The organism is Arthrobacter sp. SD76, from assembly GCF_049726125.1.
Lineage (GTDB): Bacteria > Actinomycetota > Actinomycetes > Actinomycetales > Micrococcaceae > Arthrobacter > Arthrobacter nitrophenolicus.
This window is the reverse complement of the sequence record NZ_JBNBLR010000001.1, coordinates 2,609,252-2,622,385: the sequence shown is the minus strand read 5'-3', so window position 1 is coordinate 2,622,385 and position 13,134 is coordinate 2,609,252. Positions and strand designations below refer to the sequence as shown.

9 protein-coding genes and 6 pseudogenes are annotated in these 13,134 nt (G+C 66.9%); 11 read left to right on the top strand and 4 right to left on the bottom strand.

The window, feature by feature from the left end:
* Nucleotide 1: 1 nt before the first annotated feature.
* From ACPEE0_RS12800 to ACPEE0_RS12790, 3 genes and pseudogenes are all read left to right on the top strand, one after another.
* Nucleotides 2-777: pseudogene (locus ACPEE0_RS12800) on the top strand (CoA transferase subunit B).
* The gene (locus ACPEE0_RS12795; protein ID WP_009357866.1) at nucleotides 774-1,325 is read left to right on the top strand and encodes a MaoC family dehydratase; all 552 of its coding nucleotides are present in this window, start codon (nucleotides 774-776) and stop codon (nucleotides 1,323-1,325) included. The pseudogene ACPEE0_RS12800 and the gene ACPEE0_RS12795 overlap by 4 nt, the downstream one beginning before the upstream one ends.
* Nucleotides 1,326-1,340: 15 nt before the next feature.
* Nucleotides 1,341-2,194, top strand: a pseudogene (locus ACPEE0_RS12790) (HpcH/HpaI aldolase/citrate lyase family protein).
* Between the two features lie 13 nt (nucleotides 2,195-2,207).
* Here ACPEE0_RS12790 and ACPEE0_RS12785 read toward each other — a convergent pair.
* Nucleotides 2,208-3,665 (bottom strand): annotated as a pseudogene (locus ACPEE0_RS12785) (lipase maturation factor family protein).
* A 58-nt stretch (nucleotides 3,666-3,723) separates the two neighbouring features.
* Here ACPEE0_RS12785 and dxr point away from each other — a divergent pair.
* From dxr to ACPEE0_RS12745, 8 genes and pseudogenes are all read left to right on the top strand, one after another.
* Nucleotides 3,724-4,907: pseudogene (gene dxr / locus ACPEE0_RS12780) on the top strand (1-deoxy-D-xylulose-5-phosphate reductoisomerase).
* A gap of 18 nt (nucleotides 4,908-4,925) precedes the next feature.
* Nucleotides 4,926-6,256 (top strand): annotated as a pseudogene (locus tag ACPEE0_RS12775) (M50 family metallopeptidase).
* 81 nt (nucleotides 6,257-6,337) lie between these two features.
* A complete protein-coding gene (locus ACPEE0_RS12770) occupies nucleotides 6,338-7,045 on the top strand; it encodes a MarR family transcriptional regulator (RefSeq protein WP_424574591.1) in 708 nt (235 codons plus the stop codon).
* Nucleotides 7,042-7,568 (top strand): annotated as a pseudogene (locus ACPEE0_RS12765) (hypothetical protein). Before ACPEE0_RS12770 ends, ACPEE0_RS12765 begins: the two are co-directional and overlap by 4 nt.
* A 111-nt stretch (nucleotides 7,569-7,679) precedes the next feature.
* Nucleotides 7,680-7,973 (top strand): YciI family protein, encoded by a 294-nt coding sequence (locus ACPEE0_RS12760; protein ID WP_009357860.1) that lies wholly within the window; start codon nucleotides 7,680-7,682, stop codon nucleotides 7,971-7,973.
* Between the two features lie 33 nt (nucleotides 7,974-8,006).
* A complete protein-coding gene (gene ispG / locus ACPEE0_RS12755) occupies nucleotides 8,007-9,173 on the top strand; it encodes a flavodoxin-dependent (E)-4-hydroxy-3-methylbut-2-enyl-diphosphate synthase (protein WP_009357859.1) in 1,167 nt (388 codons plus the stop codon).
* Nucleotides 9,136-10,026 (top strand): GNAT family N-acetyltransferase, encoded by an 891-nt coding sequence (locus ACPEE0_RS12750; protein WP_407710513.1) that lies wholly within the window; start codon nucleotides 9,136-9,138, stop codon nucleotides 10,024-10,026. The genes ispG and ACPEE0_RS12750 overlap by 38 nt, the downstream gene beginning before the upstream one ends.
* A gap of 52 nt (nucleotides 10,027-10,078) precedes the next feature.
* A complete protein-coding gene (locus ACPEE0_RS12745; protein ID WP_424574590.1) occupies nucleotides 10,079-10,819 on the top strand; it encodes a hypothetical protein in 741 nt (246 codons plus the stop codon).
* Here the strand turns inward: ACPEE0_RS12745 and ACPEE0_RS12740 are convergent.
* Genes ACPEE0_RS12740 through ACPEE0_RS12730 form a run of 3 tightly spaced genes read right to left on the bottom strand, consistent with a single transcriptional unit; the run spans nucleotide 10,796 to nucleotide 13,009 of the window.
* On the bottom strand, nucleotides 10,796-11,401 hold the full coding sequence (locus ACPEE0_RS12740; RefSeq protein WP_035752660.1) for a TetR/AcrR family transcriptional regulator: 606 nt from the start codon (nucleotides 11,399-11,401) through the stop codon (nucleotides 10,796-10,798). The genes ACPEE0_RS12745 and ACPEE0_RS12740 overlap by 24 nt on opposite strands.
* A gap of 23 nt (nucleotides 11,402-11,424) precedes the next feature.
* Complete coding sequence (locus ACPEE0_RS12735) at nucleotides 11,425-12,168, bottom strand: ABC transporter permease (protein WP_035752658.1); 744 nt, start codon at nucleotides 12,166-12,168, stop codon at nucleotides 11,425-11,427.
* Nucleotides 12,122-13,009, bottom strand: a complete 888-nt coding sequence (locus ACPEE0_RS12730) for an ABC transporter ATP-binding protein (protein WP_424574589.1) — start codon at nucleotides 13,007-13,009, stop codon at nucleotides 12,122-12,124. The genes ACPEE0_RS12735 and ACPEE0_RS12730 overlap by 47 nt, the downstream gene beginning before the upstream one ends.
* Between the last annotated feature and the right edge of the window lie 125 nt (nucleotides 13,010-13,134).

The window sequence follows — 13,134 nt, the reverse complement described above, 5'->3', positions numbered from 1 at the left end:
CATGGACCCGAACAGCCCCGAAGCACCCCGGCCCGAAGCGGTCCGGCCCGAATACCGGCGGGCAGCATCCCAGCAGCATGCCGGACCCGGCGAGTCGACTGCCGGAGCAGACACCAAGGGCTGGACGCGCAACGAGCTCGCGGCCCGGGTGGCCAAGGAACTCAGCAATGGCCAGTACGTGAACCTCGGCATCGGGATGCCCACGCTGATCCCCAACTACATCCCGGAAGGGGTGGAGGTGGTGCTCCACTCCGAAAACGGGATCCTGGGCGTTGGCCCCTACCCGGCGGAGGACGCCGTTGACCCGGACCTGATCAACGCCGGCAAGGAAACCGTCACAGTCAACAAGGGTGCCGCGTTCTTCGATTCCGCCGCGTCCTTCGGCATGATCCGCGGCGGGCACGTGGACGTTGCCGTCCTCGGGGCCATGGAAGTGGCGGAAAACGGCGACCTCGCCAACTGGATGATTCCGGCAAGATGGTCAAGGGCATGGGCGGCGCAATGGATCTTGTCTTCGGGGCCAAAAAGGTCATCGTGATGATGGAGCACGTGGACCGGAACGGGAACCCAAAGATCGTCCGGCAGTGCTCGCTTCCGCTGACCGGCAAAGGCTGCGTTGACCGGATCATCACGGACCTCGCGGTCATCGACGTCGTGACGGACGGCTCCGGATCACGGCTGGTCCTTCGCGAGCTGGCCCCGAATGTCTCGGTGGAGGATGTTGCGGCCGCCACCGGTGCCGAACTGTTCGAGGAAGATATGGAACTGACCGTATGACTGACGGGGTTTCGACGGGCTCAACCACCGGGCCGGCAGGCTCAGCCTCCGCCGGGCTGAAGGTGGTTGAGCAGCGGGGGCTGTACTTCGACGAGCTGGAGGAGGGCGTGCTGTACGCCCACCGTCCGGGCAGGACCGTGACGGAGGCGGACAACGTCCTGTTCACCACCCTCACCATGAACACCCAGGCCCTGCACCTGGACGCCGCGTGGAGCGCGGGCCAGCCCTTCGGCCAGCGGCTCGTGAATTCGATGTTCACGCTCGCCACCATGGTGGGCCAGTCGGTGGGCCAGCTGACCCAGGGCACCATCATCGCGCAGCTGGGCCTCACCGATGTGTCCTTTCCGCACCCGCTCCACCACGGGGACACGCTGTACACGGAAACGCTGGTCACCGGAAAGCGGCTGTCCGGTTCACGGCCGGGCCAGGGGATCGTCACCATGCAGCACACCGGCAGGAACCAGGACGGCACAGTAGTGGCGCTGGCTACCCGGAGCTGCCTGATGTGGACCCTCGAGGCGCACAGGGAAGCGCAGCGGCGCAAATAATCGGAGAATGTCTCTATGACCTTTGTGATGGGACCCGCCCTGCTCTTCTGCCCCGCTGACCGGCCCGAACGCTACCAGAAGGCCGCCACCCGGGCCGACGCCGTCATCCTGGACCTCGAGGATGCCGTGGCCCCGGCAGACAAGCAGCGGGCCCGCGGCGCCATCCTCGCCCAGGTGGGGCCACCGGCGACGAACCGGAACTGGATCCGAGCCGGACGATCGTCCGCGTGAACCCCGCAGGGACCGAGGAATTCGAAAAGGACCTCCACTGCCTGGCCCACACCCCGTACCGGACCGTCATGCTGGCCAAGGCCGAAAGCGCCGGACAGCTGGAGGCGCTGGGCGACTACCAGGTCATCGCGCTGTGCGAGACAGCCGCGGGCGTCCTGAACGCCCCCGCCATTGCCGCCGCGCCCAATGTGGTGGCACTGATGTGGGGGGCCGAGGACCTGCTGGCAACCCTGGGCGGAACCTCCAGCAGGAAGGACGACGGCGGCTACCGGGCAGTGGCGCTGCACGCACGGTCATCGGTGCTGCTGGCCGCCCGGGCGTTCGGCAAGGAAGCCGTGGATGCGGTCTACGTGAACATCCCGGACCTGGCCGGGCTGGCCGCGGAAGCCGCCGACGCCGTGGCGTCGGGTTTCAGTTCGAAGGCCTGCATCCATCCCAGCCAGGCCGCCGTGGTCCGCGGTGCGTATGCCCCCTCCGAAGCTGAGGTCACAGAAGCCGCAGCCCTGCTGCAGGCCGCCCGTGCCGCCGGCTCCGGGGTCTTCCAATACAACGGAAAGATGATCGACGGCCCCATCCTCAAACACGCCGAAGCAGTTATCCGCCGCGCCGGGCGGCACCCGGCGCAGCCCGGCGCATAACTGCCGCGCATCCTTATCGCTGCCGTCCCGGCGTGTGCCGCAGCGATACGGGCCCGATCGGTTCGTACAGCAGCGTCCGCACCCAGCGGTTCCCGGTCTCGCGGAACTCCCGCCGGGTGGCGAAACGGTAGTGGTAGCTGCGGACGCGCACCCAGCGCGGCGCCCCGCCGTCGAACGGATCATGGCGCAGGAGCCGCAGCGTCCGCCGGTCCGCCTCCAGCAGCTTGCCAAGGAACGCGTAGAACCACTCCTCATGCACGGTGCGCAGCGGCAGGAACCACATCAGCCAGTCCAGCCGGAGGTGGTAGGGCGCCCACTGCCGCGGTATCCGCCGCAGGTCCCCGGGCTTGCCCTTGAACCCGTACTCGCGCCAGGAGGAATCGTCCGGCTCCTCGTCCAGGGTCCCCTCCACCACGATTTCGATCCGCTTCTTGGTGACAGAGCCGAACGCGCCGTAGGTGTTAACCCAGCTGCCACCGGTTGAAGCTGGCATTCATCAGCTGCCGGCTGGAGAACAGGTTCCGCAGCGGCCAGTAACTGAGCACCACGAGCAGCGCCGTCGCCGCGAGGGTGATGGCCAGCCACCAGGGCGGTGTCTCCTGCGTCCCGCCATGCCAGTCCAGGGAATTGCGGGGATGACGGCGTGCGCCACGGGGTCGCTCACCGCTGCGAAGGCAAGGATGATCGCAATCCAGTTCAGCCAGGCGAAGTTTCCGCTGGCCACCAGCCACAGCTGGGTGGCAATGATGATGCCCGCCGCCACGCTGGCCACGGGCTGCGGCGCGAACAGGAAGAACGGGACCACCAGCTGGGCGAAGTGGTTGCCCAGCACTTCCACCCTGTGCAGGGGCTTGGGCAACAGGTGCGCCTGCCGGCTGAGCGGGCCGGGCATGGGCTGCGTCTCGTGGTGGTAGTACAGCGCCGTCAGGTCCCGCCACTCCCGGCCGCCCCTGATCTTGATCATCCCGGCGCCGAACTCCAGCCGGAACACCAGCCAGGCAACCAGGATCAGGATGGTGCGGGGAGGGTCCGTCTGGTTGGAACCCAGGAATGCCACGGTGAAGCCGGCTTCCAGGAGCAGCATTTCCCAGCCGAAGCCGTAGAACGTCTGGCCGACGTTGACGATCGACATGTACAGCAGCCAGAGGGCCAGGAAGGCAATGAGCGGCACCCACGGCGGTCCGAGCTGCGGAATCCCCGCCACCAGCAGTGCGGATACCACCAGCCCCGCGGCGCAGACGGCCCGCAACAGCCGGTCGGAATACCGCCAGCGGAACAGCGTGGGCCGGCGCATCCTGCTGAACGCGCCGACGTATTCCGGGACCGGCAGGAGCCCGCGTTCGCCCAGCAGCGCAGGGAACTGGTTGAGCGAGGACAGGAACGCCACGAAGAAGAGCGCGGCGACGCCCCGCTGCAGCACCTGCCGGGCGAACTCGTATTCCGGCGCATCGAACCATGACAGCCAGTCCACGGGATCCACGTTACGCCGGGCCGTCAGCAGGTCAAGGATGGTGCGGGATACTTAAGCAATGCAGCCACGCAGAGTCGTCCTCCTCGGATCCACCGGTTCCATCGGCACCCAGGCGATTGACGTCGTCGACGGCGCCCCGCATCTTTTCGAGGTCGTGGCACTCAGCGCCGGCGGCGGCAACCTTGAACTCCTGGCCAGGCAGGCGGTGCACACCGGTGCTTCCGCGGTTGGCATCGCCGGGGGTGATCCCCGGCACCTGGAATCACTGATCGCCGGTGCCGCGGCCGCCGCCGGAAAACCCGGCTACCGGCCGGAAATCGTTGCCGGCCCCGATGCCTCCACCCGGATCGCCGAAATCGAGGCGGACGTGGTGCTCAACGGCATCACCGGGTCCATCGGGCTGGCCCCCACCCTGGCGGCACTGAAATCAGGTGCCACCCTGGCGCTTGCCAACAAGGAATCGCTCATCGTGGGCGGAGAACTCGTCAAGGCGGCGGCGCGGGAAGGCCAGATCGTGCCCGTCGACTCAGAGCACTCCGCCATCGCCCAGTGCCTGCGCTCCGGATCCGCCGGGGAAGTGGAGAAACTGATCCTCACCGCCTCGGCGGGCCTTTCCGGGGCAGGAGCCGCGAAGACCTTCACGGTGTCACCCCGCAGGAAGCCCTGGCACACCCCACCTGGGACATGGGCGTCATGGTCACCACCAACTCGGCCACGCTGGTGAACAAGGGCCTGGAGGTCATCGAGGCGCACCTGCTGTTTGATGTTCCGCTGGACCGGATCGACGTGGTGGTCCACCCGCAGTCCGTGGTGCACTCCATGGTCCAGTTCATTGACGGCTCCGTCATCGCGCAGGCGTCACCGCCGGACATGCGCCTGCCCATCGCGCTCGGGCTGGGCTGGCCGGACAGGGTGCCCAAGGCCGCCGCCGCCTGTGACTGGACCAACCCTGTCACCTGGACCTTCGAGCCCCTCGACGCAGCGGCGTTCCCGGCCGTCAACCTCGCCAAGGACGCCGCCCGGCAGGGGAGCACCTACCCTGCGGTCTTCAATGCCGCGAACGAGGAAGCCGTGACGGCCTTCCACGCCGGCCGCATCCGCTTCACGGACATCGTGGATACGGTGGAGAGTGTCCTCAGCGAACATTCAGGTTCTTCCCGGCTGACGCTGGAATCAGTGCTGGATGCTGAAGGGTGGGCACGGTCCCGTGCGCACGAACGTTTAGCAGTCAGCAGTCTCTAGGAAGCAGCAGCACCCTCCATGACCCCCGTTCTCCTTTTCGTCCTCGGCGTTGTCTTCGTGGCGATCGGCATCGCTGCCTCCATCGCGCTTCATGAAGTGGGCCACCTGGTACCGGCCAAGCTCTTCAAGGTGCGGGTCACCAAGTACATGATCGGCTTCGGCCCCACGCTGTGGTCCCGGCGGAAAGGCGAGACGGAGTACGGGATCAAGGCCATCCCGCTGGGCGGCTACGTGTCCATGATCGGCATGTACCCGCCCAATAAAGAGGATGGCTCCGTCCGCCCCTCCAGCACCGGAATGTTCCAGACGCTCGCAACGGAAGCACGCTCCCTGGCGCACGAGGAAGTTGGCCCGGGCGACGGGAACCGGGTCTTCTACCGGCTTCCGGTGTGGAAGAAGATCATCGTCATGCTTGGCGGGCCGGCCATGAACATGGTCCTTGGCCTGATCCTCACCGCTGTCCTGCTCATGGGCTTCGGCATGGCGACGGCCACCACCACCATCTCGGACGTATCCAAATGCCAGGTGGCAGAGGGCGAAACGGTGGACCCGGATTCTGCTGACTGCCGGCTGACACCGGCCGCCGCGGCTGGCCTGCAGCCCAACGACACCGTCACCTCCTTCGACGGCAAGGCGGTCACCAGCTGGGACCAGTTGACTGAATGGATCCGCGCCTCCGCCGGCCGGGAAGTGGACATCACCGTGGAGCGGGACGGCGCCTCCGTTTCCACCACCGTGACGCCGGTCCTGTCCGCCCGGCCCATCATCGGCGCCGACGGCCGGCAGGCAACGGACGACGCCGGCACCCTCCTCTACCAGGACGTAGGCTTCCTGGGCATTGGCGCGCAGACGGAACTGGTGCCGCAGCCGGCGTCGTCCGTCCTTCCGATGGCGGGGAGAACATCCGCCAGGTGGCCGGCGTCATCTTCAACCTGCCGGCCCGGGTGGTGGGCGTGGCGAAGGCGGCGTTCAGCGAGGAACCGCGGGACCCCAATGGGCCCATCAGCGTGGTGGGCGTGGGCAGGGTTGCCGGCGAAGTGGCCGCGATGGAAGAGATACCCGTTCAGTCGCGGGTGGCCACCCTGATCGGCCTGCTGGCCGGACTCAACTTCGCGCTGGCCGTTTTCAACCTGGTCCCGCTCCTGCCGCTCGATGGCGGCCATGTTGCAGGAGCGCTCTATGAAGGTGCCCGGCGCCAAGTGGCAAGACTGTTTGGCCGGCCGGATCCGGGGGCATTCGATATCGCGAAACTGCTTCCCGTCACGTACGTGGTCGCCGCCCTGCTCATGGGAATGAGCGCACTGCTGATCTACGCCGACATCGTCAAGCCCGTGAACCTCTTCGGCTGACCTATCAGCCGTTTCCGGCTGATTTCAGATAATCAGCTAATTTCGATTGATTGGCAGCGATCAGCCGTTTACGGTTGAACCATGTACGTCCTCACGATTGACCAGCGTGGCAGCACCTCGGACGTGGACCGTGTGCCGGAGCTCATCTCCGACCTGGCAAGGCTCACGTCCGCCACCTTTGAACGCTCCGTAGGTGACGAACTCCAGGGCGTGCTGGACTCCGCCGGGCAGGTGGTGGATGCAGCACTGCACGCGCTGCGCGGCGGGCACTGGTACGTGGGGATCGGACTGGGAGTTGTGCAGCTTGCCCCTGGCGCCAGTCCGCGCGAGGGCTCTGGCAGCGCCTTTGTGGCGGCGCGCAAAGCTGTGGAACTGGCAAAGGGCGCGGCCGGCCAGGTTCCGCTGTCAGTGGTGGCCGGCACGATGGGCGGTGATACCCGGACCCCGGCCCAGGAAGGGGACATGGCCAGCGCACATGCCCAGGCGGTGCTTCGCCTGATTGGACGCCTCGTGCAGCAGCGGACCCCGGCCCAGTGGCGCGTCGTAGACCGGCTGCGCGCCCTGGAGGGCGGGGCCGGCCGGCATGGGGGCCAGAAACAAGTCGCAGGGGAGCTGGGAATTACGGAGCAATCGGTGAGCCGTGCCGTGCTGAGGTCCGGCTGGCAGGAAGAACGGGCTGCCAGGCCGGCAGCAGCCATGCTCCTTGACCATGCCCACGCCCTGGTGGCTGCCGGCGCCCGTGCCCAAGGCACCCGCACTGAACGTGCCCAGACCGAAGGAGACCGGTGACCGCATTCTGGATAGCTGCCGCCCTGCTGCTGGCCGGGTTTGGCGGGTGGCCTGTCACGGCGCTCGTCTTCAAGCTCGCCCGCACCATCGACGACAAGGCCGATGCCGCGAAGGCGGCGGAACAGGCGCGCAGGACGGCCGAGGATCCCGCCGCGGATGTCACGGTGGACCCTGCCGCCGGCCACCGGCCGGACACGGCCCACCAGAATGTGGACGGTGAACTCACCGCGGACCCGGCCGGCCGGCGTCGGGCGCTTCGCCTGCCGAACCGGCGGTCCCCAGCCAGCGGATCCTGCGCGGCGGGGCCATCATCGGCATCCTGGAGCGGCTGGGCGTCTGCCTTGCGATCCTCACCGGCCAGCCGGTCGCCATTGCCTACATCGTGGCCATCAAGGGCCTTGGCAGGTTTGCCGAGCTGAAGGAGACGCCGGTAGCGGCCGAGCGCTTCATCATAGGCACCCTGGCATCCATGCTCTGGGCCGCAGGCATCGCCGCTGTCACCAAGGTCCTGTTCCTTACCTAGCATCCCGCTGCCTTGGCGTCCCGCCGCCCGTCCGCCGTCCACCCGTCCTCCCGCAGGGCCGGACAGCTTCCGGGATGGGTGGTAGGGCAGGCATGGCGATAGGGTAGCGGTATGACAGTTTTTGCCGTTGAGTACGTTTACGCCGCCGATTCCACCGAAGCCCGGAACGAGGCACGGCCCGCCCACCGCGAATGGACCGGCACCCTTGCCCAGGACGGAGCAATCCTGGCCAGCGGACCCTACGGTGACGGCGCAGGCGCGCTCCTGATCTTCAAGGCAACGGACGAAGCCGCGCTCAACTCGATCCTGAAGCAGGACCCGTTCGCTGCTGCCGGAGTCATCGCCGGAATCCGCATCACTGAATGGTCTCCCGTCACCGGCATGCTCGCCGGGCTCACTGCCTAAGCCGTTTCCACTTTTCACCTTTTAGGAGTCCACGTGACCTCGGTCAGCCTGGGAATGCCGTCCGCCCCGCCACCCGTCCTTGCCCCCCGCCGCAAGACGCGCCAGATCAAAGTCGGTTCCGTCGGAGTTGGCTCCGACTATCCCATCAGCGTGCAGTCCATGACCACCACGCCCACCACTGACATCAACGCAACCCTGCAGCAGATCGCTGAGCTGACCGCATCAGGGTGCGACATTGTGCGTGTTGCCTGCCCCTCCGCAGACGACGCCGAGGCGCTGCCGATCATCGCCCGGAAGTCCCAGATCCCGGTCATTGCAGACATCCACTTCCAGCCGAAATACGTGTTTGCCGCCATTGAGGCCGGCTGCGCCGCCGTCCGCGTGAACCCCGGCAATATCCGGAAGTTCGATGACCAGGTCAAGGAAATCGCCGCTGCCGCGCGGGACCACGGCACGTCCATCCGCATCGGCGTGAACGCCGGTTCGCTGGAGCCCGGGATCCTCAAGAAGTACGGCAAGGCCACCCCCGAGGCCCTGGTGGAGTCCGCCGTCTGGGAGGCGTCCCTGTTCGAGGAGCATGGTTTCCACGACTTCAAGATCTCGGTCAAGCACAATGACCCCGTCATCATGGTGGCGGCCTACGAGATGCTGGCGGAGAAAGGCGACTGGCCCCTGCACCTCGGCGTCACCGAGGCCGGCCCGGCGTTCCAGGGAACCATCAAGTCGGCCACGGCCTTCGGCGCGCTCCTGTCCAGGGGCATCGGCGACACCATCCGGGTTTCCCTTTCGGCCCCGCCGGTGGAGGAAATCAAGGTTGGAAACCAGATCCTGCAGTCCCTCAACCTGCGTCCCCGCAAGCTCGAAATCGTCTCCTGCCCCTCCTGCGGCCGCGCCCAGGTGGATGTGTACACCCTTGCCGAGCAGGTCACTGCCGGGCTGGAAGGAATGGAGATCCCGCTCCGGGTGGCCGTGATGGGCTGCGTGGTGAACGGGCCGGGCGAGGCGCGCGAAGCCGACCTGGGTGTTGCATCCGGCAACGGCAAGGGCCAGATTTTTGTGAAGGGCGAAGTCATCAAGACTGTCCCCGAGAGCGCGATTGTTGAGACACTGATCGAAGAGGCCATGCGTATCGCGGAAGAGATGGGGGAGGCCGATGGCGAAGATGCTGTCAAGGGTAGCCCCGTGGTTAGCGTCTCGTAGGGACATTCCTGATCCGCCCGGGCTCTCCGTCCGTACATTGGACGGCCAGGACACGGCGGCGCTGAAGTCGCTTGCGCAGCAGGACCCGGTGGCCAATGTGTTCATCCTTGCCCATTTGCGGGCTGTCGGCACAGCGGCGCCCACCAGCGGGGGCGCCGGGATTATCGGAGTTTTCGACGACGGCGTGCTGGTGGGTGCCTGCTGGGCGGGCGCCAATTTGGTGCCGGTCCAGCTGGACCCCGCATTGGCCGGGGCAGTCGCCGGCGCAGCAAACAGGTCCGGGCGCCGCTACGCCTCCGCTTTCGGGCCGGCACCTGCCGTGCTGGCCATCTACGCCGAGCTCCTGGAGCTGGGGCACCGGGCCCACGAGGTCCGTGAGGACCAGCCCCTGATGATCATCGACGGGCCGCCGTCCGTGGAACCAAACCCCGGGCTCGGGCTGGGGAGCCTCGCGGACTTCGACCGGATCCTTCCTGCCTGCGCCGCCATGTTCGAGGAGGAGGTGGGGTACTCGCCCTACCTCGGCGGCCGGGAGTTCTACAGCCGCCGCGTGGAGGGCCTCATCCGGCAGGGCCATTCCCTGGTACACCTCAACGAGGCCCAGGAGGTGGTGTTCAAGGCCGAACTCGGGGCGGTCACCTCCGAGGTCACCCAGGTTCAGGGTGTCTGGATGAATCCGCTCTTCCGCGGGAAGGGGCTCAGTTCCGGCTACATGTCTGCGGTGGTGGAGCATGCCCAAAAGGTGGCACCCATCACCAGCCTGTACGTCAACGGCTTCAACGTCCGGGCGCGCTCAACCTACGAACGCGTCGGTTTCCGGCAGGTAGGAACGTTCGCTACAGTTCTCTTTTAGCTGGCCATCGCCTGCTTGAATCTGAATATTGGGGGAAAAATTGAAGACGTCCGTGCTGGGAACCCTCGCGGCCACCGCGTTGCTCGCCATGACAATCACTGCCTGCGGCGGTACGTCCGCCCCGGCCACCGGCTCCCAAGCCGCCACGGGCGCCCCGGCGGCAACCACAGCCTCCGCCCCCACCCCAACACCAACCCCCACCCCGAAGGCCTACACGGCTGAGGAACTGTCCGCGGTCCTGGCACAGTTGCAGGACTCCAGCGGCCGGAAACTGTCCGTCATGGCCAGCTCCGACCTCGCCGGGAGCATCGAACAAGGCAAAGCCCTCATCGCATCCATGGACGTCCAGCCCGCGGAGTGCAAGGAAATGGCCGCCTCCACCGGAGTACCCGCCCTGGACGGCGTCGTCATGGCAGCGGGCCAGAGCCTGGACGCCGCGGCCGGCTCAATGACCATGCTGACACTCGCGACGGGCCTTGACGAAGCGTTCGTCGCCGGAACCGCCGCGCAGGAGCAGCAGCTCGCGGCCTGTTCCGCCATGACCATGACCGTGTCCGGCGTTACGGCGGACGTCACGCTGACGCCGCTGGACGCAGTGGGCACCATTCCGGGCACTCTGGCCTTCCGCACGGACACATTCCTGCCGGACGGCCAGGTGCAGTCCGTGATCACCGCCCAGGCACTGCAGCAGGGCGTGCTGTTCACAGCTGTCGCCGCCGGCGGCGAGAGCGAGGCGGAAGCTGTAGCCCGCACCGGTGCGCTCCTGGACTCAGCGGCGGCCCTGCTCAAATAGGTCGCCGGTGAGATACCGCTGCACGTTCGGGGCGGCCAGCCGGACCACCTCGTCCTGCCCGGCAGACGCCAGAGGCTCCAGCCGGACCACGTAGCGGACCATCATCAGTCCCACCATCTGGCTTGCCACCAGGTCTCCGCGCAGTGCCACCTCCGCAGGCTGCCCCGGTACGCCGGCCATGATGCGGCTGATGATGGTCCGGCCCACCATCTCCCGCAGGAGTGCCGTCTTCGCACGGGATCCGAGTGTCCCGCGCAGGAACGCCACCAGGCTCGCCTGTGCGGGGCTTTCCCACAGGTGCAGGACGGTACGCACGAGCAGCTCGGCCCGCTGGCCAGGGTCCGTATCCGCCACTCCGCGAAGCACCTCCTCCGGATCGGCCGGCAGCTCCACGCTCAGGGCAAAAAGTTCGTCCTTGCCCTTGAAGAAGTGGTGGATCATGGCCGGGTCGACACCTGCCGCACGGGCAACCTGGCGGAGGCTTGTCCCCTCGAAGCCATGTTCGGCGAACAACCGCCGGGCGGCGTCGAGAATGTTCTCACGGGATACGGCGGCGCCGCGCCGACGTCCCCGCCTGGCCATGGCGCCGCCTTGTCCGGGGGACGTCACGCGCTGCGCCTTCGCAGGGTCAATGCTGCGAGCACCAGCACCGCCAGGACAATGGCGGCCATGATGCCGGCATCCTGCCAGAGTTGTTCGGTGGCCTCCGGATGGGCCGCGATTTCCTGCAGGGCGTCTACCGAGAACGTCAGGGGAAGAACATTGGACACTGATTCCAGGACGTCATTCATCCGGTCCCGGGGCACGAACAGTCCGCAAAGCAGGATCTGGGGGACCACGACCACCGGCATGAACTGCACTGCCTGGAACTCGGTCCTGGCGAAGGCCGAACACAGTAGCCCCAGCGCCACGCCCAGCACGGCGTTGATCACGGCGATCATGACCACGTAGCCCGTCGGGCCTTCGATGTCCAGGTTGAAAATCCAGTAGGCCACGGCGGTCGCCACCATTGATTGCAGGGCCGCCATGATGGAAAACGCCAGGCCGTAGCCGAAGAGCAGGTCGGCTTTGTGCACCGGTGTTGTGAGCAGCCGTTCAAGCGTTCCGGAAGTCCGTTCCCGGAGCATCGTGATGGAGGTGACCAGGAACATCACCACGAATGGGAAGATCGCCAGCATCATGAGGCCCACCCGGTCGAAGGTGCGCGGCATTCCCGGCGGAAGCACCTCATTTTCGAAAAGGTAGTAGACCGCCGTGAGCAGAAGCGCCGGAACCACCAGAATGAGGGCGATGCTCCGCCGGTCATGGCGCAGCTGGTCCAAAACGCGGCCCGCGGTGGCCAACATCATCCTGGCATCCATTACCGTGCACTCCTGTCATTTCCAGCGCCGCGGAGCCCTTGGTGCCTGCCCGGTCCCCAGGCGGCGGCTGGTCCCCGTTGCCGCCACCTGATTCGCGAATGATGGACAGGAATGCCTGCTCCAGGTCACTGCTGTGTCCGCGCCTGCCCAGCTCCTCCGGAGTCAGCTGCGCCAACAGCAGGCCCTCGCGAAGAAGCAGCAGCATGTGGCAGTGGCTGGCCTCCTCCATGACGTGGCTTGACACCAGGAGGGTGGTTCCCGCCTCCGCCATGGACCGGAACCTGCTCCAGAGGTCCGCACGGAGCACCGGGTCCAGTCCCACGGTGGGCTCGTCCAGCACCAGCAGCCTGGGCCGCGCCACCAGGGCGCACGCCAGTGAGGCGCGGCTGAGCTGGCCTCCGGAGAGGCTAGCCGTCTTCTGGCGGGCCTCCCGTTCAAGTCCGACGGCGGCGATTGCCTCGGCCGCGTCGGCCTTGCCTTTCCTGTGCATGGCACCGAAGTACCGGACGTTGGCTTCCACCGTAAGGTCCGGATACACGCTCGGCGACTGGGTCACGTAACCCACCCGGTGCCGCAGTATGGGATTGCCCGCTGGCATCCCCAGGACCTGCACTGTCCCGGAAGCGACAATCTGGGCCCCCACAATGGCGCGCATAAGAGTTGTCTTGCCGCTGCCGGATGGTCCCAGCAGCCCAGTGATCCGGCCTGCAGGCACGGTGAAATCCAATCCCCGGAGGACCTGCAGCCGGCCCCGTGAGACCATCAGCCCTGAGGCGGCCACGGCCGCGGAAGAGTCCGGAAGTTGTGGTCGGGTTGCCGCGTGGGACATGGCCGCCTCCGCCGTCGTACGGGCTGCCCGGACCTTGCTGGACCGGGGAATTCACCACCTGATGAATTAAAGCCAGGTACCGCAGCGCTGCCGGTCAATGGGGTCGGTGCCGAAAAAATACTTGT

Coding starts and splice junctions, on each gene's coding strand:
- ACPEE0_RS12750 (WP_407710513.1), top strand. CDS start 9,136: ATGCTGTCAAGGGTAGCCCCGTGGTTAGCGTCTCGTAGGGACATTCCT.
- ACPEE0_RS12795 (WP_009357866.1), top strand. CDS start 774: ATGACTGACGGGGTTTCGACGGGCTCAACCACCGGGCCGGCAGGCTCA.
- ACPEE0_RS12730 (WP_424574589.1), bottom strand. CDS start 13,009: ATGTCCCACGCGGCAACCCGACCACAACTTCCGGACTCTTCCGCGGCC.
- ACPEE0_RS12740 (WP_035752660.1), bottom strand. CDS start 11,401: ATGGCCAGGCGGGGACGTCGGCGCGGCGCCGCCGTATCCCGTGAGAAC.
- ACPEE0_RS12760 (WP_009357860.1), top strand. CDS start 7,680: ATGACAGTTTTTGCCGTTGAGTACGTTTACGCCGCCGATTCCACCGAA.
- ACPEE0_RS12770 (WP_424574591.1), top strand. CDS start 6,338: ATGTACGTCCTCACGATTGACCAGCGTGGCAGCACCTCGGACGTGGAC.
- ACPEE0_RS12735 (WP_035752658.1), bottom strand. CDS start 12,168: ATGATGTTGGCCACCGCGGGCCGCGTTTTGGACCAGCTGCGCCATGAC.